This is a genomic window from Micromonospora sp. HK10, from assembly GCF_000982955.1.
Classification (GTDB): domain Bacteria; phylum Actinomycetota; class Actinomycetes; order Mycobacteriales; family Micromonosporaceae; genus Micromonospora.
In genome coordinates this window covers 28,366-46,596 of sequence record NZ_KQ058852.1, presented here as the reverse complement: position 1 = coordinate 46,596, position 18,231 = coordinate 28,366, and the positions used below count along the sequence as shown (strand labels likewise).

Below are 18,231 nucleotides of genomic sequence, written 5' to 3'. Positions count from 1 at the left end.
GTCGGCGCACCGTCCGCCGCGCCGGGAGAATTGATCGTGGCGTAGCCCTTTCCAACCTCCGGGACACACGGGACACTGCGTTGCGCGGCCGGGCCGCGAAGATCGGCGTAACGTGTGGCATTTAGCTGCGCCGGTTGACCGGCGCGGCCGCATGCGTGCGCAGGACGTGGCAGTGGATGCGGTCTCGTCGGTCCGCTGGCCGCTACGGAAGGTGATCCGCCGCCCCCGCGAGGGCGCCGTCAGGGAGACGACTGGAATGACATCACCGTCGGCTACGACGCCGATTTCGCAACCGCGAGGGGCGCGGGCACGCGCCGCGATAGCTGCCAAGACGTTGCGGACGGACCGCTGGTGGTTCGCGCCACTGATCACCGTCGTCGGGCTCAGCGCCTGGGTCATCTACGCGACGGTGCGGGTCTTCATGCACAAGTGGTACTGGGTGGACCAGTACCACTACCTGACGCCGTTCTACTCCCCGTGCGTGACCGACCGGTGCGTCGAGGGCTCCTCGCACTTCGGCCAGTTCCTGCCCGGCTGGTGGATCATCCCGGACGCGGCGCTGACCCTGCCGTTCCTGCTGTTGTTCCGGCTCACCTGCTACTACTACCGCAAGGCGTACTACCGGTCGTTCTGGCTGTCGCCGCCGGCCTGCGCGGTGCCGGACGGGCACCAGGCGTACAGCGGCGAGACCCGCTTCCCGCTGCTCGGCCAGAACCTGCACCGCTACTTCTTCTACCTCGCCGCGATCATCTCGCTGATCAACACGTACGACGCCATCTACGCCTTCCACTCGCCGAAGGGTTTCGGCTTCGGGCTCGGCAACCTCATCCTGCTCGGCAACGTGGTGATGCTCTGGGCGTACACCATCTCCTGCCACTCCTGCCGGCACATCATCGGCGGGCGGCTCAAGCACTTCTCCAAGCACCCGCTGCGTTACAAGGCCTGGACCTTCGTCTCCTGGCTGAACGTCCGGCACATGCAGCTCGCCTGGATCACGCTCGGCACGCTGGCGCTGACCGACTTCTACGTCATGGCCATCGCCGCCGACTGGTTCCCCGACCTGCGGTTCATCAACTGAAAGCCTGGACATGACTGAGACGCGAATCGAACGACACCACTACGACGTCGTCGTGATCGGGGCCGGCGGCGCCGGCCTGCGCGCGGCGATCGAGGCCCGGCTGGCCGGCAAGCGGACCGCGATCATCTCGAAGTCCCTCTTCGGCAAGGCGCACACGGTGATGGCCGAGGGCGGCGCGGCGGCCGCGATGGGCAACGTGAACGCCCGGGACAACTGGCAGGTGCACTTCCGGGACACCATGCGCGGCGGCAAGTTCCTGAACAACTTCCGGATGGCCGAGTTGCACGCGAAGGAGGCCCCGCAGCGGATCTGGGAGCTGGAGACGTACGGCGCGCTCTTCGACCGCACTAAGGACGGGAAGATCTCCCAGCGCAACTTCGGCGGCCACGAGTACCCCCGGCTCGCGCACGTCGGCGACCGGACCGGTCTGGAGCTGATCCGCACCCTCCAGCAGAAGATCGTCTCCTTGCAGCAGGAGGACAAGCGGGAGCACGGCGACTACGAGGCCCGGATCAAGGTCTTCGCCGAGACCACCATCACCGAGCTGCTGCTCGACGGCGACCGGGTGGCCGGCGCGTTCGGCTACTACCGGGAGTCCGGCGAGTTCGTCCTCTTCGAGGCGCCGGCCGTGGTGCTGGCCACCGGCGGGGTCGGCCGCTCCTACAAGGTCACCTCGAACTCCTGGGAGTACACCGGCGACGGTCACGCGCTGGCGCTGCGCGCCGGGGCGACGCTGATCAACATGGAGTTCCTCCAGTTCCACCCGACCGGCATGGTCTGGCCGCCCTCGGTGAAGGGCATCCTGGTCACCGAGTCGGTCCGCGGTGACGGTGGGGTGCTGAAGAACTCCGAGGGCAAGCGGTTCATGTTCGACTACGTGCCGGACGTGTTCCGCAAGCAGTACGCGGACAACGAGGCCGAGGCGGACCGCTGGTACAAGGACCCGGACAACAACCGGCGCCCGCCGGAGCTGCTCCCCCGCGACGAGGTCGCCCGGGCGATCAACAGCGAGGTCAAGGAGGGTCGGGGTACGCCGGCCGGCGGCGTCTACCTGGACATCGCCTCGCGGCTGCCGGCCGAGGAGATCCGGCGCCGGCTGCCGTCGATGTACCACCAGTTCAAGGAGCTGGCCGACGTCGACATCACCAAGGAGCCGATGGAGGTCGGCCCGACCTGCCACTACGTGATGGGTGGCGTCGAGGTGGACCCGGACTCCGGCGCCGCGTACGGCACCGTGCGCGGGCTCTTCGCCGCCGGTGAGGTCTCCGGTGGCATGCACGGCTCGAACCGGCTCGGCGGCAACTCCCTGTCGGACCTGCTGGTCTTCGGCAAGCGGGCCGGCGGGCACGCCGCCTCGTACGCCGACCAGCTCGCCGCGCGCCCCAAGGTGGCCGTGGCGGCGGTGGAGGCCGCGGTGGAGACGGCGCTGGCGCCGCTGCAGCGGGACACCGGGGAGAGCCCGTACACCCTGCAGCAGGACCTCCAGGCCGTGATGGGGGATCTGGTCGGCATCATCCGCCGGGAGGGTGAGCTGGTCGACGCGCTGGCCCGGCTGGCGGAGCTGCGCGAGCGGGTGGCCAAGGTGAGCGCGGCCGGCGGCCGGCGCTACAACCCGGGCTGGCACCTGGCGCTGGACCTGCGCAACATGCTGGTGGTCTCGGAGTGCACCGCGAAGGCCGCCCTGGAGCGGCAGGAGTCCCGCGGCGGGCACACCCGGGAGGACCACCCCGGCATGGACCCGAAGTGGCGGCGGGTGAACCTGGTCTGCGCGCTGGACGGCGACGTCGTGCGCCTGACCCAGAAGCCGCTGCCGGCGATGCGACCCGAGCTGATCTCGCTGTTCGACCGCGCCGAGCTGGCCAAGTATCTGACTGACGAGGAACTCGCCGAGTTCGACGCCCTCGCCGAGGAGGAGCGCTGAGGAATGGGCACTGAACCGAAGCAGACGCCCGGCAAGCCGGGCGGGAAGCGACAATTCCGCATCTGGCGGGGCGACGAGACCGGCGGCGACCTCCAGGACTACCAGGTCGAGGTCAACGAGGGCGAGGTCGTCCTCGACGTGATCCACCGTCTGCAGGCCACCGACGCGCCGGACCTGGCGTGCCGGTGGAACTGCAAGGCCGGCAAGTGCGGCTCCTGCTCCATGGAGATCAACGGCAAGCCGCGGCTGAGCTGCATGACCCGGATGTCGACGTTCGACGAGACGGAGACCGTCACGGTCACCCCGCTGCGCACCTTCCCGGTGATCCGGGACCTGGTCACCGACGTCTCGTTCAACTACGAGAAGGCCCGGGAGACCCCGGCGTTCGCGCCGCCGGCCGACGTCGCGCCGGGTGACTACCGGATGCAGCAGGTGGACGTCGAGCGCTCGCAGGAGTTCCGCAAGTGCATCGAGTGCTTCCTCTGCCAGAACGTCTGCCACGTGATCCGGGACCACGAGGAGAACAAGCCGGCCTTCTCCGGACCGCGGTTCTTCATCCGGGCCGCCGAGCTGGACATGCACCCGCTCGACGCGCGGACCGACCGCAAGGAGTACGCGCAGGCCGAAATGGGGCTCGGCTTCTGCAACATCACCAAGTGCTGCACCGAGGTGTGCCCGGAGCACATCAAGATCACCGACAACGGGATCATCCCCATGAAGGAACGCGTCGTCGACCGCAGGTACGATCCCCTCGTGTGGCTTGGTAGCAAGATCTTCCGGAGGGGTCAGGTGCCTCAGACCAGCGTGACCAGCGGGCATTCCAGCGGTGCCGTGACCGGCAGCCCCGTCCACGGCGGGCTGCACTCGCACGCGGGCGGCTCGCACGACGCGCAGGCCGAGCGCCAGGCGCAGCAGGGCGTCAACTGGCACCGCGAGGTGCCGCACCCGACCGCCCCGGCGGTCGACGTCAACGGCAAGCTGCCGCTGACCGAGCTGACCTTCGACCGGGCGGCGGCGCCGTCGCCGTTCGGCGACGACGTCACCTTCCCGCTGCCGCCCGAGCACCTCAACTTCGCCCACCCGCAGCAGGATGAGCCGAAGCACTGAGCAGCACACGTACCAGGACGGGGGCCGCGGCGGATGCCGCCGGCCCCCGTCGCTTTTCCGCCCCCGTTTCCGGTTTCCGGCTCAGCCGTTGCTGAGCAGGGGACGCAGCGCGGCGACCACCGGCTCGTCGGCGGGGAGCCAGTCGACGGTGTCCAGTTCGCCGGCGGAGAGCCAGCGCAGGTCGGAGTGCTCCAGGGCCTCCGGCTGGTCACCATGGAGGAGGCGAGCCATGTACACCCGCAGCACGGAGCGACCGTGGGCCATCCGTACGTCGCGGCCGACCCGCGCGCCGATCTCGACGCGGACGCCGAGCTCCTCGGCGCACTCGCGGGCCAGCGCGGCGGCCTCCGCCTCCCCGGGCTCCACCTTGCCGCCGGGGAACTCCCAGCGGCCGGCGACCTCCGGCGGCGCGGCCCGCGCGCACGCCAACACCCTGCCGTCGGAGATGATCGCCGCCCCGACCACGACCCTCGGCTCACGCCGGTCGGCCTGGCGGCCTCCGCTAACCCGTTCGGTCCGCACGGCCGTCCAGCGTGCCAGATCAATCGGCGGTTTGGGTAGCTGACGTCGCCGTCAGGCCAGTAGAAGACGGAAGTGTGGGCGTGGACACGCCATCGGGGCGGCGACAGACTAGAGGGCGTCGACGAGGACACGGGATGGCGACGATTTGGCCACAAGCCGGCAACGACGCCTGGGAGGTGCGGTGATGCGCGTGCTGTTCAGCAGCCGACAGAAGCATGACTACCTCAACGACGCCCTCGCCCTGCTGTCCGGGTGGACCCGTGAAGGTGAGCAGATCCGCCGGACGCTCGCCCTGGACGACACCCAGCACGCCGCGCTGACCGAGCGGGTCGCGGTGGTCGCCGACGCGCTGCGCCTGCGCCCCGAGATCAGCCGCCGCGCCGGCCGTACCCAGATCAGGGTGGGCCACGGCGACGGCGACCCGCTCACCGAGGGCGAGGTCCTCCTCGCCGCCCGGATCGAGGACGCGGTCCGGGCCGTGACCGCGCCGTGAGCCGTCCCGCACCCATCCCCGGCAGACGGTGCGGGCCAGCCGGCGATCCGCCCGCGGGCAGCATTCCGGAGCGAGGGCCGCGGGACGTCGCGGCCGGCGCGAACCGGGAATAATCCCGCCCATGCGGAGGCGGTTGGCGGTCGTCGGGCGGTGGTGCCGGCGGCACCAGCGGGGGCTACGCCGTGCGCTCGTCGCCGCCGTGGTCGGCGTGGCGCTGCTCGCCGCCGCCACCGTGGCCAGCGTGGCCTGGGTCCGCACCGGTGCCGACGGGCACGTCTTCGCCGAGGCCGACGTGCCGGCGGCGCCGGTCGCCCTGGTGCTCGGTGCCCAGGTCAACCCGGACGGCACGCCCTCGCCGTTTCTCGCCGCCCGGCTGGCCATCGCGCAACGGCTCCTCGCCGCCGGCAAGGTCCGGGCCATCCTGGTCTCCGGCGACCACATGGACGTCGACTACGACGAGCCGGACGCGATGCGGCACTGGCTGGTCGAGCGGGGCGTGCCGGACTGGAAGGTGGTGCTGGACCACGCCGGGTTCGACACGTACGACTCGTGCGCCCGGGCCCGACGGATCTTCGGGGTGCGCCGGGCGATCGTGGTCACCCAGTCCTACCACGTGGCCCGGGCGGTCACGCTCTGCCGGCACCTCGGCATCGACACCGACGGGGTCGGCGACGACACCGTCCGCCGGTACGCCCGCCCATGGCGGATCAGCGCCACCCGGGAGTACGGCGCCTGCGTGAAGGCGGCGGTGGACGCGCTCTCCGGGCGCGACCCCGTCCACCTCGGACGGCACGAGACCGGCGTGGAGGACGCGCTGCGCGCCGGCTGAGCGGCCGCTCCGGCCGCCGCAAGGGACCCGACCCCCGCACCCGCCGGCTGGCTCGGTCCGGCGGGCCGGCAGTAGGGTCGGTCCGTGGTGAAGCTGGCCGGGGAGACGCTGACGGCGGTCGGGCGGATGACCGTCGCGGCGACCGAGTTGGAGCACACGCTGGCGGCGATCGGCGCCGGCCCGGACGCCACCGCCGAGGCGGTCTTCGCGCAGCCCGGGGCGGCGCTGCGGGCCGCCCGTGCGGCCGCCGGAAGGGTGCCGCCTGCGGACCGTCAGGAGTACGTCGGCGCGGTCGAGGGTGCCGGCACCCAGCTCGCGGTGAGTCAGGCCGCCCTGCGGGCCATGTGGCGGCCGGGCGCGCGAACCGACGCGGCGATGTTCGACGAGATCACCGTGCTGCTGCTCCGCTGCCGGGACGTCCTGCACCGGCTGGCCCGTTCGGACGCGGCCTGACCGCACGGCGCCGTCGGGCGCCGGGCTGACCGCATGGCCCGGTCGGACTCGGCCTGACCGCATGACCCCGCTGGGCGCGGCCGGACGGCGTGGCTCAGTCGGACGCGGTTGGCCGCCCGCGGTGGCGGGCTGGTGGCCGAGCGGGGATAGAGACCAGCGGGACCGGGCGTTGGCCCGGTCCGCGGGTCCGGATGTTCAGTGGGTCAGCTCGCGCCAGCCCGGGTTGGCCCCGCGCCAGGCCCCGGCGAGGATGCTCGCCGAGGTACGGCTGGTGCACTCGAGCACCTTGGACCGGCCCTGCGCACCACCGATCTGTGCCTGCACTTCCCAGCGCTGACCATCGGTGCGGATGTAGACGTCACGACGTCCCCGCGGGGACGCGTCCCCGTTCCACCAGTGTTCCTCGACGATCACATGTCGACCGTAGCAGCAGACACGCCCGGGGCCGATACCCGTGACCGCCCCGGATGGGCCCTGACCGGCAGGTCGGCGGCCCTCCGGGGCAACCCGTCACGCACCGTGTCTGGCCAGCTTCCGTTGGTGCCTGCCGGCTGCGGGCCTGGCGGACCGCCGGCTCCCGCCCGGCGGCCGAGGGAAGCCCTTTTCCGCGCTCATCGGTTCCGAGCCTCGACGGCGCTTGACGCCGGAGATCATTGGTGCCATGGTTAGCTACATGACTAACGAACCAAAGAGCCGGGATGGATGACGATCGGCCGATCTTCGTCCAGATCGCCGAGTTGATCGAAAACTCCATCATCGACGGAACGCTCGCGGAGGAGACCCAGGTGCCGTCCACCAATGAGTTGGCCGCGTTCCACCGGATCAATCCGGCGACCGCCGCCAAGGGGATCAACCGCCTGGTCGATGACGGCATTCTCTACAAGCGCCGGGGGATCGGAATGTTCGTGGCAACGGGGGCCAGCGAAACACTCCGGGAACGCCGCCGGCTCGAATTCTCCGACCAGTACGTGCGTCCCCTCATCGAAGAGGCCCGCAAGCTGGGCATCGGCACCGAAGAGCTGAAGAAGCTCATTGAGACCTGGGAGGAACAGCGATGAGCGTCGTGGCGGCTGCCGGCCTCACGAAGCGGTTCGGCGACGTTACCGCTCTGAACGATGTCACCTTCACCCTGACCGAAAACCGGATCTACGGCCTGCTCGGCCGCAACGGCGCCGGCAAGACCACCCTGATGCAGCTGATCACCGGCCAGAACAGCGTCAGCGTCGGCGACCTGACGCTCTTCGGTGAGCGCCCGTTCGAGAACGAGCGGGCGCTGATGCGGGTGGCCTTCATCAAGGAAAGCCAGAAGTACCCGGCCGCCTACCAGGTCCGGCACGTGCTGAGCCTGGCCAGCCGCCTCTTCCCCAACTGGGATGAGGACTTCGCGCAATCTCTCGTGGACGAGTTCGAGCTGCCCCGCAAGCGCGGTGTGCGCAAGCTGTCCCGCGGCATGACATCGGCGCTCGGCGTGACGATCGGCCTGGCCGCCCGGGCGCCGCTGACGTTCTTCGACGAGCCGTACCTCGGCCTGGACGCGGTCGCCCGGCAGCTCTTCTACGACCGGCTCCTGGCCGACTACGCCGAGAATCCACGCACGGTCGTCCTCTCCACCCACCTCATCGACGAGGTGGCCGACCTGATCGAGCACGTGCTGCTGCTCGACCACGGCAAGCTGCTGCTCGACGCGCCGAGCGAGGAGCTGCGCGGCCAGGTGATGGAGGCGTCCGGGCCCGCCGAGGCGGTGGACGAGTTCGCGACCGCGCACCGGGCCCTGCACCGCGAGCAGCTCGGCGGTACGGCCCGGACCACGCTGCGCGGGTCGTTCGACAACGCCGAACGGATGCGCGCCAAGAAGCTCGGCATCGACCTCGCGCCGGTGTCGCTCCAGCAGGCCGTCGTACGCCTGACCGCGGAAGGGACGAACCCCCGATGACTCGCATCCTCGACGTCGCCCGGATGCACACGGTGGCCTGGCTCGGCCAACTGGCCTGGCCCTGGGCCATCATGGGCATCTCGCTGGGCACCAACCTGCTGATCTTCGCCTCGATCGACGACGCGGCACCGGGCAAGAACACCACGGGCGGTCTGGCCAGCCTCTACATCGTCTGCGCCATCGTCGCCGCCGCCTCGATCACCCAGGTGTTCCCGTTCGCGCTCGGCATGGGCGTCACCCGGCGCACCTTCTATCTCGCCACCACACTCGTCAACGTGGTCCAGGCGGTCGCCTACGGCGTCCTGCTCTACCTGCTCAACCTGCTCGAGGGCGGCACCAACGGCTTCGGCATCCAGCTGCGCTTCTTCCGGGTGCCGTACGTCGACGTCTCCAACGGCCTGTTGCAGATCGCCGTCTACGCGGTGCCGTTCCTGTTCCTGAACTTCCTCGCCATCTTCGTGGCCGTCTGGTACGTCCGGTTCGGCACCAACGGCCTGTTCGCCACCGGCGCGGTCGCGATCCTGGTGTCCGGCCTGCTGATCGCGTTGATCACCTGGCAGGGCTGGTTCGGCGACATCTGGCAGTGGCTGAGCAGCCAGCACCAGGCCAGCCTGCTGGTGGGATGGCCGGCCCTGCTGGCCGCGGCGGCCGGGCTCGGGGGGATGGCGGCCATCCGCCGAGCCAACGCCTGACCCTGGCGCGTACGGCGACCGCCGGCCTTCCGGGCCGGCGGTCGCCGCCGTGTCACCCGCCCGGGCCGCGGTGGATGCGGCCTGCTGGACGACGTCTCACGGTGTCGTCTGCCCGCCGGGCGCTCCCAGGTCGGTACGGGTGAGGAGCGCCCGCAGGGTGATGCCCTCGGCTGCCAGCGCCGCGCTGCCACCCTCCTGGCGGTCGATCACACAGACAGCGGCGTCGACGCGCGCACCGAGGTTCCGTAGCTCCCTGGTCGAGAGCACCACCTGCCCGCCGGAGGTCACCACGTCCTCGACCACGAGCACCCTCCGCCCGGCCACCGCCGCCCCCTCGGCCAGCCGGGCTGTGCCGTACCGTTTCGCGGTCTTGCGCACGAACGCGCAGGGCAGGCCGGTGTGGCGGCCGAGTGCCGTGACGACAGCGATGCCGCCCATCTCCAGGCCGGCCAGCACCTCCGTCCCGGCCGGCACCAGGGCGACCATCTGTTCCGCGAGCGCATCGAGCAGGACCGGGTCGGCCTCGAACTGGTACTTGTCGAAGTACTCGTTCGCCACCCGGCCGGAGCGCAGGACGAACTCCCCGGTGAGGCGGGACCTGGCACCGACCTGACGCGCGAGATCAGCATGCTTCACATCAGGAATCCTGGCACGGCGGGAGCACGAGGACGGGACCCTGGCCGGTCGACGTCGGCGCGGCGACCACCAGGCTGCGGTCGCCTTCCGTCGTCTCCATCCCGTACGGCAGCATCACGACGATCTCACCGCCGTCGACGCGCTCCGTCTCGGCCTCGATCCAGAACTCGATCGGGAAAGAAGCATCCGCCGTGACGTTCAGCGCCGTGATGACCGGGGCCTTTTCGATGATGCGATGCTCCCGCCCCCGCGCATCACGAACCGAGACCTCGACCCAGCCGGGAAAGTCGTCAGAGTGCCAGCGCGTGGCCGACGCTCTCAGCCGCACCATGTGGTCGAGCCTAAGCGGTCGACGGCGGACCGGAACCACACGTTGCAGCCGAACTCATGGTCGCTGCCCGGCAGCCAGCGGGAACGGTACGCGGTGCTTCGCCGCCGCACTGCCGGTAGCACCCTGACCGCTACGACTGCCCGCACGACCTAAGGTCAGGCGATGATCGTCTGGGTGTCCTCGTTTCCCCGCTCGGGAAATACGTTCCTCCGCATCCTGCTGCACCGCCTCTACGGTGTACGAACGTCCGTCGTATACGACGTGGACGGCGTCGCCACACGCCTGGGTGCGGCCCTGGTCGGATTCGAGGAACGGCCGGCCGCGATCCGCGCGATGCGGACTGACGAGCAGGTGCACTTCGTCAAGACGCACAGGCAGCGCGATGACGACGTCGACGAGTCGGACCGGGCCATCTGCCTCGTCCGCGACGGCAGAGACTCCCTGGTCTCATGGGCTCGGCTCAACAGCGAAGGGAAGGACCGCGAGTTCCAGACCGAGCTACGGGCAATGATCAACCGGGAAGACACCGTCGGAACCGGGAGTTGGGGACAGAACGTGCTGAGCTGGCTGCTGCCACCAGCACCCCACCGGGCCATGCTCCGGTACGAAGACCTCGTACGCGAGCCGCGAGCATCCGTCGAGCGGGTGATCGAGGAACTGCTGTTGCCCGGAATCACCCCCCGCACCGACGTGGGCATTCCATCGTTCGAGGAGTTGCACACCATCGACCCAGGGTTTTTTCGACGAGGACAGCTGGGCACGCATCTCGACGAGCTCTCAGACGATCTCCATCAGCTCTTCTGGTCGCGGCCCGACAATCGCGCCGCGATGGCGCTGCTCGGCTACCGCTAAGCCAGCAAGGATCGCGCAGAGGCCATCACCGCCGCATCTCACTGTCAGACCCCTGAGGCACCGTCCAGCCATGGATCAGAACCAGGCGAGACCAAGACCACTGCGCGACCAGGCAGAGCTGCGGAAGATCCTCTCCACGGTTCTTGGCCAGATCGATCCGGACGCCACAGGACTCGGCTACCGACTGGTCGGCACCAGCGCTGCTCTGTTACAGGGCGTCGAACTGCCCGCAGGCGACATCGACATCCTGGTTTCCCGGCGTGACGACGTCGACAGCATCGCAGCCGCGCTGTCCCGATTCCCCTGTCTGCGGCCGCCGGTCTGGCTCCCGGACGCCCGGCAGTACTTCGCGCACCATCAGGTCGATGGCATCGGTGTCGAGGCAAGCACCGTCGAGCGACCGGCCGATACCGACGCGCTCGAATGCATCGGGGCCGGCCCGTGGCAGCACTACGTTCAGGTCCAGTGCGGCAAGCACAGGGTTCCCGCGGTCCGGCTGGAGCTCCGGTTGGTCTCCGAACTCTATCGGGACCGCCCGGACCGCTACCTGCCGCTGATCGATCACATGCGGGTGCACGGCGCTGAGCTTCAACTCGTGCAGAAAGGAATGGCCGAACGCGGCGTGCAACCGGCACTGCAAGCACGCGTGCTTGATCTGCTTCGCCGTCCCTGACACACCACGACCTTGCGGATCTCCAGGTCGTAGTTCCTTGGCTCCAGGACCGTCCTGGTCACTGCTTCAGCGGACCATCCGGGCCCGCCAGCGACAGGCCCTGCTCCTTCGCCGCCCGGGCAACTCGACGGCCGTCTGCTCCGCCGAGGGCTCAGGCCGCTTCTTGCGTCCGGCCTGATCGTTCGGTGTCGCGGTCATCACGACCCCCTCACCAGGCACCATGCACACCCACCTGGCCTGCGGGAACGGGCCGGGTTCAGACGTTGAAGCGGAACTCCACCACGTCGCCGTCCTGCATGACGTACTCCTTGCCCTCGATCCGGACCTTGCCGGCGGCCTTGGCCGCCGCCATCGATCCGGCCGCGACCAGGTCGGCGTAGGAGACCACCTCGGCCTTGATGAAGCCGCGCTGGAAGTCGCTGTGGATGACCCCGGCGGCCTCCGGCGCGGTCGCGCCGACCGGGACGGTCCAGGCCCGCGCCTCCTTGGGCCCGGCCGTCAGGTACGTCTGGAGCCCGAGCGTGCGGAAGCCGACCCGGACCAACTGGTCCAGGCCGGGCTCGGACTGCCCGATGGACTCCAGCAGCTCGCGGGCCTCCTCCTCGGGCAGGTCCACCAGCTCGGATTCGATCTTGGCGTCCATGAACACGGCTTCGGCCGGGGCCACCAGGGCCCGCAGCTCGTCGAGGAACTCGGCGTTGGCCAGCTCGGCCTCGTCGACGTTGAAGACGTACAGGAACGGCTTGGTGGTGAGCAGGTGCAGCTCGCGCAGGTGCTCCAGCTCGATCTTGGCGGCGGCGGCGCCCGCGTACAGGGTGGTGCCGCCGTCCAGGACCTCGACGGCCTTCTTGGCGGCCTCGACGGCGGCGGCCCGGTCCTTGCGGAGCTTGGCCTCCTTCTCCAGCCGGGGCAGTGCCTTCTCCAGCGTCTGGAGGTCGGCGAGGATCAGCTCGGTGTTGATCGTCTCGATGTCGTCGGCCGGGGAGACCTTGCCGTCGACGTGCACCACGTTCGGGTCGGAGAAGGCGCGCACCACCTGGCAGATCGCCGAGGCGTCCCGGATGTTCGCCAGGAACGCGTTGCCCCGCCCCTGGCCCTTGGAGGCGCCCCGGACCAGGCCGGCGATGTCGACGAACGACACCGGCGCGGGCAGCACCTTCTGCGAGGAGAAGATCTCGGCGAGCTTGGCCAGCCGCTCGTCGGGGAGCCCGACCACGCCGACGTTCGGCTCGATGGTGGCGAACGGGTAGTTCGCGGCGAGCACGTCGTTCTTGGTCAGCGCGTTGAACAGGGTGCTCTTGCCCACGTTGGGCAGGCCGACGATGCCGATGGTGAGACTCACGACGAGCCAGCTTACGCGGTTCGCCCGCGCTCCCGGGCAGGCAGGTCCACGGCGACCGGGAAAAGGGACCCGGACCATCGGGAACCCGCCTGCCGGAGGCGGCGCGACCGGCGCGTCCCGGCCGCCGGGTTCAGGCCGGTCGGGTCAGCAGCCGCGGCTCGATCCGGGTCTCCTGGACGCTGCCGTCGTCGGCGCGGCTCACCTCGTACGCGGCCACCCCCTCCCGGTCCGCGACCGCCTCGGCGAGCCGGGTGCCCCGGTAGACGAGGCCGACCCCGTCGTCCGTGCAGTGGCTGGTGGGGAGCGTGCCGTCGCCGACCAGCCGGTGCATCAGCGGTCGCCGCTGCTCCTCGCTGTCGTAGTGCACGCCGTTGCCGTACGGGAGCCAGCCGAGGCCGTCGGTGAACGCCCGCAGGGTCGGGCCGAAGCTGTCGGTGGCGCCACCCCGGTGCCAGCAGATCGACCCGGCGGAAACCCCGCCCAGCACGACCCCGGCCTGCCAGCACTCGTGCAGGATGTCCGGCAGGCCGTGCACCCGCCAGACCGCGCAGAGGTTGGCCACGCTGCCGCCGCCGACCCAGATGATGTCCTGGTCGAGCAGGTGGGCCCGGATGTCGTCGACGTTGGGCATCGGAAAGAGCGCCAGGTGGGAGGCGCGGTAGCGGGTGCCGGCGAAGGCGCCGTGAAACAGGGTGAACGAGGTGGGCTGGTCGCCGACGGCCTGGTTGAGGTAGCAGATCTTCGGCGCCGCGCCGGCCTGCGCCAACTCGGCCATCAGGTCGAAGACCGGTCCGGGCTGGGCGTCCCAGGGGCCCCGGCGGCGGCCGCTGAAGCCCATGCTGGTGGCGACGATGGTCGGTTCGCTGGCGGGCACGGTGGTCCTTCCGGTCGGGGACGGGTCAGGATCATCCTGCCTGATCGGGCCGGTCCGCCTCGGCGGCGGCGAGCAGCGTACGGAGCAGGTCGCCCAGCCGCTCCTGGTCCGCGGCGGGCAGCGCGTCGAGGATCCGCCGCTGCACCTCGAGGCCGGCCTCGACCGACTCCTCGACGACCCGGCGGCCGGCGTCGGTGAGGCTGACCCGCAGGGCGCGCCGGTCGGCGGGGTCGGGGGCGCGCCGGACCAGGCCGGCCCGTTCCAACCGGTCGAGCCGGCCGGTCATCCCGCCGGAGGTGAGCATCAAAGCGGCGGTGAGCGCCTTCGGGGCGAGGGTGTAGGGCGCGCCGGAGCGGCGCAGCGCGGCCAGCACGTCGAACTCGCCGCGGCCGATCCCCCAGTTGGCGTACACCCGCTCCTGACCGTCTCCGACCAGCCGGGCCAGCCGGTAGATCCGGCCGAAGACGGCCATCGGCTCGGGCCGCAGCCCGGCCCGCTCCCGCCGCCACTGCTCGACGATGAGGTCCACCTCGTCCGTTGCCACCCAGGGATTGTGCCGCACCTCCCACTTCCCCTTTCGCTCGACACTCGCTAGCTTAGCGGTAAGCTACTTATCATCGAGGAAAGAGATCGTCGTGGATCGCCGCTGGACCGACGTCGCGCTCACCGCCGCCGCCCCCGCCACCTGGGGCACCACCTACCTGGTCACCGCGGAGCTGCTGCCGGCCGACCGGCCGCTCTGGTCCGGCGCGCTGCGCGCCCTGCCGGCCGGGCTGCTGCTGCTCGCCCTGACCCGGCGCCGCCCGGCCGGCGACTGGTGGTGGCGCGCCGCGGTACTCGGCGCGCTGAACATCGGCGCCTTCTTCCCGCTGCTCTTCGTCGCCGCGTACCGGCTGCCCGGTGGCACCGCCGCGGTGCTGGGGGCGGCCCAGCCGCTGCTCGTCGCGGCGCTCGGCGTGGCGGCCCTCGGCGAACGGCCCGGCCGCCGGCCCCTGCTCGCCGCGCTCGTCGCACCGGCCGGCGTCGCCCTGGTGGTGCTGCGCGGCGACGCCGGCCTCGACCCGCTCGGCGTCGCGGCCGGCCTCGCCGGCACCGCCGCGATGGCCGCCGGCCTGGTGCTCACCCGCCGCTGGGGGCGCCCGGCCGGCGTCGGCATCCTCGCCGCGACGAGCTGGCAGCTCGTCGCTGGCGGCCTCATGATCGTGCCGGTCGCCGCCGCCGTGGAGGGCGCGCCGCCCGCGCCGGACGGGCCCGCCCTGCTCGGGTACGCCTGGCTCGGGCTGGTCGGCACCGCCCTGGCGTACACGCTCTGGTTCCGGGGCGCGGCCCGGCTGCCGGCCACCCGGGTGTCGGTGCTCGGCGCGCTCAGCCCGCTGACCGCCGCCGCGCTCGGCTGGCTGGTGTTGGGCCAGTCCCTCCGCCCGCTCCAGCTCGCCGGATTCCTGGTCGCGGTAGCCGCGATGGTGGTCGGCCAGCTCCCCGACCGACGCGGGACGGCGGATCAGCCGGCCAGGAGCCGCGGGATCTCGGGCGGGCCGTCACCCCGCTCGGCCAGGGCGCCGGGCGGTAGCTCCGCCGCCGCCGCGCGGGGCAGGACGAACCGGTGCGCGGCGGCCGGGCCGGCGGCGTACGACTGGTCGAGCAGCCAGCGCACCTCGTCGGCGGTCCAGCCCAACCCGGACCGGCCGGCGACGTGCCGCACCAGCCGCACCGCGACCCGGGTGTCGTCGTCGTAGAAGCGCATGCACCAGTGGTGCGCCCACATGCCGAGGGCGCGCAGCCCGGCCGGGTCGAGCGAACGGGCCAGCCGGCCGCACGCGGTCTCGGCGAAGGGCCGCCCCGGATCGTCGGCCCGGTCCCGCTCGATCGCGCCGTACGCCGCCGACGCCACCACCCGCATCCGGTCGTAGAAGCCCTGCACCACCGCGCGGTCCAGCCGTATCCGCTCCGACCGCATCAGCGGGCACCCCGCCCGGCCACGCTCGCCATCTCCCCGCACCTTTTCCTGAGTTGGTGGCGGGACGGTACCGGCCACTACCGACACTTTCCGCGCCGAAATCCGTTGCCAGGCCTGGGATCCCGCGCCTGACCTGCGGCGTCACCGAGCTCGTCGAGGGTGGGTCGGAGCCGTCGCCGCGCCCGACGGAGCCGACGATTGCGGACGCGCATCGCGGACGCCCGGCAACGGCGGCCAGCGCCCGTCCGGTGCGGGCTCCTCCTGAGGGGCCGGCGACCGTGGAGCCGGCGCACCACTTCAGCGCGATATGCCTCAGCGGCATGAATATGCCCCTGAGGCATATCGAGGAAAAGTGCTGCGCCGGCTCGGCCGGGACAGGTCGCGCGCCGTCCCAGGCGTACGCCCGTCGAGACCGACGCGCTGATGCTACGGAGGCACCGACCCGCCGTCGCCGGTGAAGACCCGCACGGGAGGCGTACGGTCAGGTCCGAATCCCGCCAGCCGGCGGCGGGACCTGCGAGGCAGGATCGATGGCGTGGAGTTGGACTTCGAACGGTGCTACCGGGCCGTCGACAGCCGCGACCAGCGGTTCGACGGGTGGTTCTACACCGGCGTGACCTCGACCGGGATCTACTGCCGGCCGTCCTGTCCGGCGATGACGCCGAAGCGGCAGAACGTCCGGTTCTTCCCGTCGGCGGCCGCCGCGCAGGGCGCCGGGCTGCGTGCCTGCCGCCGCTGCCGACCGGACGCCGCCCCGGGCTCCCCGCAGTGGGACGTCCGGGCCGACGTGGTGGGCCGGGCGATGCGGCTGATCGCGGACGGGGTGGTGGACCGGGACGGCGTGCCCGGGTTGGCCGCCCGGCTCGGCTACACCGAGCGGCACCTGCACCGGATGCTGCACGCGGAGCTGGGCGCCGGTCCGCTCGCGCTGGCCCGGGCGCAGCGGGCGCAGACCGCCCGGATCCTGATCGAGACCACCGAGCTGGGCATGGCCGAGATCGCCTTCGCCGCCGGGTTCGGCAGCGTCCGGCAGTTCAACGACACGGTCCGCGAGGTGTACGCGGCCACCCCGTCCGACCTGCGGATCAGCCGGAGCGGCCGGCCGGTGGCGGGCGGCGCGGGCACCATCTCGCTGCGGCTGGCGTACCGGCCGCCGTTGCACGCGGCGGCGCTGCTGGACTTCCTCGCCCTGCGCGCGCTGCCCGGGGTGGAGGAGGTCCGCGACGGGACGTACCACCGGGGGTTGCGGTTGCCGCACGGGCCCGGCAGCGTCGCGCTGACCCCGGCCGACGGCCACGTGGCCGCCACCCTGCGCCTGGCCGACCTGCGCGACCTGGCGCCGGCGGTGGCCCGCTGCCGTCGCCTGCTCGACCTGGACGCCGACCCGGTGGCGGTCGACGCCACCCTGGCCGCCGACCCGGTCCTGGGCCCGGCCGTACGGGCCGAGCCCGGCGTCCGGCTCCCGCACGCGGTGGACGGCTTCGAGATGGCCGTCCGCGCCGTCACCACCCAGCAGATCTCGCTCCGGTCCGCCCGGACCACGCTCAGCCACCTGCTCGCCGCCACCGCCGTCGCCGACGGCCGGACCGGGCACGGTACCGACGGCCCGGACGGCGGCGGCGACCGGCCGGAGCTGTCCGCGTTCCCGGACCCGGCGGCGGTGGCGGCGGCGCCCGAACCGGCCTTCCGGATGCCGGCCGCCCGGCGCGAGACGCTGCGCGCGCTCGCCCGGGCGGTCGCCGCCGGCGACCTCGACCTGGAACCCGGCGGGGACCGGGAGGAGACGGTACGGCGGCTGACCGCGCTGCCCGGGATCGGCCCGTGGACCGCCGGCTACGTGGCCATGCGCGCCCTCGGCGACCCGGACGCCTTCCTCGCCACCGACCTGGGTGTCCGCCGGGGCGCGACCGCGCTCGGCGCGCCCGACGACCCGAAGACCCTGCACGCGTACGCGGACCGCTGGCGCCCCTGGCGGTCGTACGCGGTGATCCGACTCTGGAGAGCGGCATGAACACACTGGACAGCACCGTCATCGACACCCCCGCCGGCCCGCTCAGCGTCCTCGCCGGACCGGACGGGGCGGTCCGCGCCGCCGGCTTCACCGCCGCCCCGGTCGACCTCGCGCCGCTCGTGCACCCGAGCCTGCGCGGCGAGCTGCGGGAGCGGGCCGATCTCGGCCCGGTGACCGCCGCGGTCCGGGCGTACCTGGCCGGCGAGCTGACCGCGATCGACACCGTCCCGGTGCGGCAACACACCGACGGCGCCTTCCTGGCGCACGCCTGGCAGGTGCTGCGGGAGGTGAAGCCGGGCGAGCCGGTGACGTACACCGGATTCGCCGGGCTGGCCGGCCGTCCCGCGGCGGTCCGCGCGGCCGCGGCGGCCTGCGCCCGCAACGCCGCCGCCCTCTTCGTGCCCTGCCACCGGGTGCTGCGCACCGACGGCACGCTCGGTGGCTACCGGTGGGGCCTGGACGTGAAGAACTGGCTTCTCGGGCATGAGGGACGGTTGACGGCTAGCTGACAGCCAACGTGTCGCACC

The 18,231-nt window shown here is 71.8% G+C and carries 21 protein-coding genes and 1 pseudogene; 14 read left to right on the top strand and 8 right to left on the bottom strand.

The window, feature by feature from the left end; genetic code table 11:
- Positions 1-256 precede the first annotated feature (256 nt).
- Genes LQ51_RS21605 through LQ51_RS21595 form a run of 3 tightly spaced genes read left to right on the top strand, consistent with a single transcriptional unit; the run spans position 257 to position 4,106 of the window.
- A complete protein-coding gene (locus LQ51_RS21605; RefSeq protein WP_046568475.1) occupies positions 257-1,078 on the top strand; it encodes a hypothetical protein in 822 nt (273 codons plus the stop codon).
- Positions 1,079-1,088: 10 nt separating this feature from the next.
- Positions 1,089-2,999, top strand: coding sequence for a fumarate reductase/succinate dehydrogenase flavoprotein subunit (locus LQ51_RS21600; RefSeq protein WP_046568473.1), 1,911 nt, complete (start codon positions 1,089-1,091; stop codon positions 2,997-2,999).
- 3 nt (positions 3,000-3,002) lie between these two features.
- A complete protein-coding gene (locus tag LQ51_RS21595) occupies positions 3,003-4,106 on the top strand; it encodes a succinate dehydrogenase/fumarate reductase iron-sulfur subunit (RefSeq protein WP_046568472.1) in 1,104 nt (367 codons plus the stop codon).
- Positions 4,107-4,187: 81 nt separating this feature from the next.
- Here the strand turns inward: LQ51_RS21595 and LQ51_RS21590 are convergent, their stop codons facing one another.
- Positions 4,188-4,628: an NUDIX domain-containing protein gene (locus LQ51_RS21590; RefSeq protein ID WP_046568470.1), complete on the bottom strand. Its 441-nt coding sequence runs from the start codon at positions 4,626-4,628 to the stop codon at positions 4,188-4,190.
- A 184-nt stretch (positions 4,629-4,812) separates the two neighbouring features.
- On the opposite strand from LQ51_RS21590, the gene LQ51_RS21585 reads away from it, so the two are divergent.
- The 3 genes from LQ51_RS21585 to LQ51_RS21575 all read left to right on the top strand — a co-directional run bounded on the left by LQ51_RS21585 (position 4,813) and on the right by LQ51_RS21575 (position 6,403).
- Positions 4,813-5,121 (top strand): 4a-hydroxytetrahydrobiopterin dehydratase, encoded by a 309-nt coding sequence (locus tag LQ51_RS21585; RefSeq protein WP_046568467.1) that lies wholly within the window; start codon positions 4,813-4,815, stop codon positions 5,119-5,121.
- A gap of 121 nt (positions 5,122-5,242) precedes the next feature.
- Positions 5,243-5,950, top strand: a complete 708-nt coding sequence (locus LQ51_RS21580) for a SanA/YdcF family protein (RefSeq protein ID WP_046568465.1) — start codon at positions 5,243-5,245, stop codon at positions 5,948-5,950.
- Between the two features lie 84 nt (positions 5,951-6,034).
- Positions 6,035-6,403 carry a hypothetical protein gene (locus LQ51_RS21575; protein ID WP_046568464.1) on the top strand — a complete coding sequence of 123 codons (369 nt, stop codon included), beginning with the start codon at positions 6,035-6,037 and terminating at the stop codon, positions 6,401-6,403.
- A 195-nt stretch (positions 6,404-6,598) separates the two neighbouring features.
- Here LQ51_RS21575 and LQ51_RS21570 read toward each other — a convergent pair whose 3' ends face one another.
- Complete coding sequence (locus LQ51_RS21570; protein ID WP_046568463.1) at positions 6,599-6,817, bottom strand: hypothetical protein; 219 nt, start codon at positions 6,815-6,817, stop codon at positions 6,599-6,601.
- Between the two features lie 284 nt (positions 6,818-7,101).
- On the opposite strand from LQ51_RS21570, the gene LQ51_RS21565 reads away from it, so the two are divergent.
- The 3 genes from LQ51_RS21565 to LQ51_RS21555 are packed head-to-tail and all read left to right on the top strand — an operon-like array spanning position 7,102 to position 9,028.
- On the top strand, positions 7,102-7,461 hold the full coding sequence (locus tag LQ51_RS21565; RefSeq protein ID WP_046568461.1) for a GntR family transcriptional regulator: 360 nt from the start codon (positions 7,102-7,104) through the stop codon (positions 7,459-7,461).
- Positions 7,458-8,336: an ATP-binding cassette domain-containing protein gene (locus tag LQ51_RS21560; protein ID WP_046568459.1), complete on the top strand. Its 879-nt coding sequence runs from the start codon at positions 7,458-7,460 to the stop codon at positions 8,334-8,336. Before LQ51_RS21565 ends, LQ51_RS21560 begins: the two co-directional genes overlap by 4 nt.
- Positions 8,333-9,028, top strand: coding sequence for a hypothetical protein (locus LQ51_RS21555; protein WP_046568457.1), 696 nt, complete (start codon positions 8,333-8,335; stop codon positions 9,026-9,028). The genes LQ51_RS21560 and LQ51_RS21555 overlap by 4 nt, the downstream gene beginning before the upstream one ends.
- A gap of 96 nt (positions 9,029-9,124) precedes the next feature.
- Here the strand turns inward: LQ51_RS21555 and pyrE are convergent, their stop codons facing one another.
- Entirely contained in the window at positions 9,125-9,664 is a 540-nt protein-coding gene (pyrE, locus tag LQ51_RS21550) for an orotate phosphoribosyltransferase (protein WP_046568456.1), read from the bottom strand.
- 1 nt (position 9,665) lies between these two features.
- Complete coding sequence (locus tag LQ51_RS21545; protein ID WP_052745024.1) at positions 9,666-9,995, bottom strand: hypothetical protein; 330 nt, start codon at positions 9,993-9,995, stop codon at positions 9,666-9,668.
- 162 nt (positions 9,996-10,157) lie between these two features.
- Between LQ51_RS21545 and LQ51_RS21540 the strand changes: the two genes are divergently transcribed.
- Both LQ51_RS21540 and LQ51_RS21535 read left to right on the top strand, forming a co-directional pair.
- A complete protein-coding gene (locus LQ51_RS21540; protein ID WP_046568455.1) occupies positions 10,158-10,847 on the top strand; it encodes a sulfotransferase domain-containing protein in 690 nt (229 codons plus the stop codon).
- Positions 10,848-10,917: 70 nt separating this feature from the next.
- Positions 10,918-11,520 (top strand): hypothetical protein, encoded by a 603-nt coding sequence (locus LQ51_RS21535; RefSeq protein WP_046568454.1) that lies wholly within the window; start codon positions 10,918-10,920, stop codon positions 11,518-11,520.
- A gap of 256 nt (positions 11,521-11,776) precedes the next feature.
- Here LQ51_RS21535 and ychF read toward each other — a convergent pair whose 3' ends face one another.
- From ychF to LQ51_RS21520, 3 genes are all read right to left on the bottom strand, one after another.
- A complete protein-coding gene (gene ychF / locus LQ51_RS21530) occupies positions 11,777-12,862 on the bottom strand; it encodes a redox-regulated ATPase YchF (RefSeq protein ID WP_046568451.1) in 1,086 nt (361 codons plus the stop codon).
- A gap of 130 nt (positions 12,863-12,992) precedes the next feature.
- Complete coding sequence (locus tag LQ51_RS21525) at positions 12,993-13,736, bottom strand: Type 1 glutamine amidotransferase-like domain-containing protein (protein WP_046568449.1); 744 nt, start codon at positions 13,734-13,736, stop codon at positions 12,993-12,995.
- 31 nt (positions 13,737-13,767) lie between these two features.
- Positions 13,768-14,280 (bottom strand): MarR family winged helix-turn-helix transcriptional regulator, encoded by a 513-nt coding sequence (locus LQ51_RS21520; protein ID WP_046568573.1) that lies wholly within the window; start codon positions 14,278-14,280, stop codon positions 13,768-13,770.
- Between LQ51_RS21520 and LQ51_RS21515 the strand changes: the two are divergent.
- Positions 14,255-15,142 (top strand): annotated as a pseudogene (locus LQ51_RS21515) (EamA family transporter); the annotation flags it as partial. The gene LQ51_RS21520 and the pseudogene LQ51_RS21515 overlap by 26 nt on opposite strands.
- A 95-nt stretch (positions 15,143-15,237) precedes the next feature.
- Here LQ51_RS21515 and LQ51_RS34045 read toward each other — a convergent pair.
- On the bottom strand, positions 15,238-15,693 hold the full coding sequence (locus tag LQ51_RS34045) for a hypothetical protein (RefSeq protein WP_231605823.1): 456 nt from the start codon (positions 15,691-15,693) through the stop codon (positions 15,238-15,240).
- Positions 15,694-16,228: 535 nt separating this feature from the next.
- Between LQ51_RS34045 and LQ51_RS21510 the strand changes: the two genes are divergently transcribed.
- Together LQ51_RS21510 and LQ51_RS21505 are read left to right on the top strand one after the other, a co-directional pair.
- Complete coding sequence (locus LQ51_RS21510; RefSeq protein WP_046568446.1) at positions 16,229-17,704, top strand: DNA-3-methyladenine glycosylase 2 family protein; 1,476 nt, start codon at positions 16,229-16,231, stop codon at positions 17,702-17,704.
- Entirely contained in the window at positions 17,701-18,213 is a 513-nt protein-coding gene (locus LQ51_RS21505) for a methylated-DNA--[protein]-cysteine S-methyltransferase (protein WP_046568445.1), read from the top strand. Before LQ51_RS21510 ends, LQ51_RS21505 begins: the two co-directional genes overlap by 4 nt.
- The last annotated feature ends 18 nt before the right edge of the window (positions 18,214-18,231 follow it).

What these genes read in the sequence shown, in the direction of transcription:
- LQ51_RS21605 (WP_046568475.1), top strand. Translation starts at nt 257, where the DNA reads ATGACATCACCGTCGGCTACGACGCCGATTTCGCAACCGCGAGGGGCG.
- LQ51_RS21600 (WP_046568473.1), top strand. Translation starts at nt 1,089, where the DNA reads ATGACTGAGACGCGAATCGAACGACACCACTACGACGTCGTCGTGATC.
- LQ51_RS21595 (WP_046568472.1), top strand. Translation starts at nt 3,003, where the DNA reads ATGGGCACTGAACCGAAGCAGACGCCCGGCAAGCCGGGCGGGAAGCGA.
- LQ51_RS21585 (WP_046568467.1), top strand. Translation starts at nt 4,813, where the DNA reads ATGCGCGTGCTGTTCAGCAGCCGACAGAAGCATGACTACCTCAACGAC.
- LQ51_RS21580 (WP_046568465.1), top strand. Translation starts at nt 5,243, where the DNA reads ATGCGGAGGCGGTTGGCGGTCGTCGGGCGGTGGTGCCGGCGGCACCAG.
- LQ51_RS21565 (WP_046568461.1), top strand. Translation starts at nt 7,102, where the DNA reads ATGGATGACGATCGGCCGATCTTCGTCCAGATCGCCGAGTTGATCGAA.
- LQ51_RS21560 (WP_046568459.1), top strand. Translation starts at nt 7,458, where the DNA reads ATGAGCGTCGTGGCGGCTGCCGGCCTCACGAAGCGGTTCGGCGACGTT.
- LQ51_RS21555 (WP_046568457.1), top strand. Translation starts at nt 8,333, where the DNA reads ATGACTCGCATCCTCGACGTCGCCCGGATGCACACGGTGGCCTGGCTC.
- LQ51_RS21545 (WP_052745024.1), bottom strand. Translation starts at nt 9,995, where the DNA reads ATGGTGCGGCTGAGAGCGTCGGCCACGCGCTGGCACTCTGACGACTTT.
- LQ51_RS21540 (WP_046568455.1), top strand. Translation starts at nt 10,158, where the DNA reads ATGATCGTCTGGGTGTCCTCGTTTCCCCGCTCGGGAAATACGTTCCTC.
- LQ51_RS21535 (WP_046568454.1), top strand. Translation starts at nt 10,918, where the DNA reads ATGGATCAGAACCAGGCGAGACCAAGACCACTGCGCGACCAGGCAGAG.
- LQ51_RS34045 (WP_231605823.1), bottom strand. Translation starts at nt 15,693, where the DNA reads ATGCGGTCGGAGCGGATACGGCTGGACCGCGCGGTGGTGCAGGGCTTC.
- LQ51_RS21505 (WP_046568445.1), top strand. Translation starts at nt 17,701, where the DNA reads ATGAACACACTGGACAGCACCGTCATCGACACCCCCGCCGGCCCGCTC.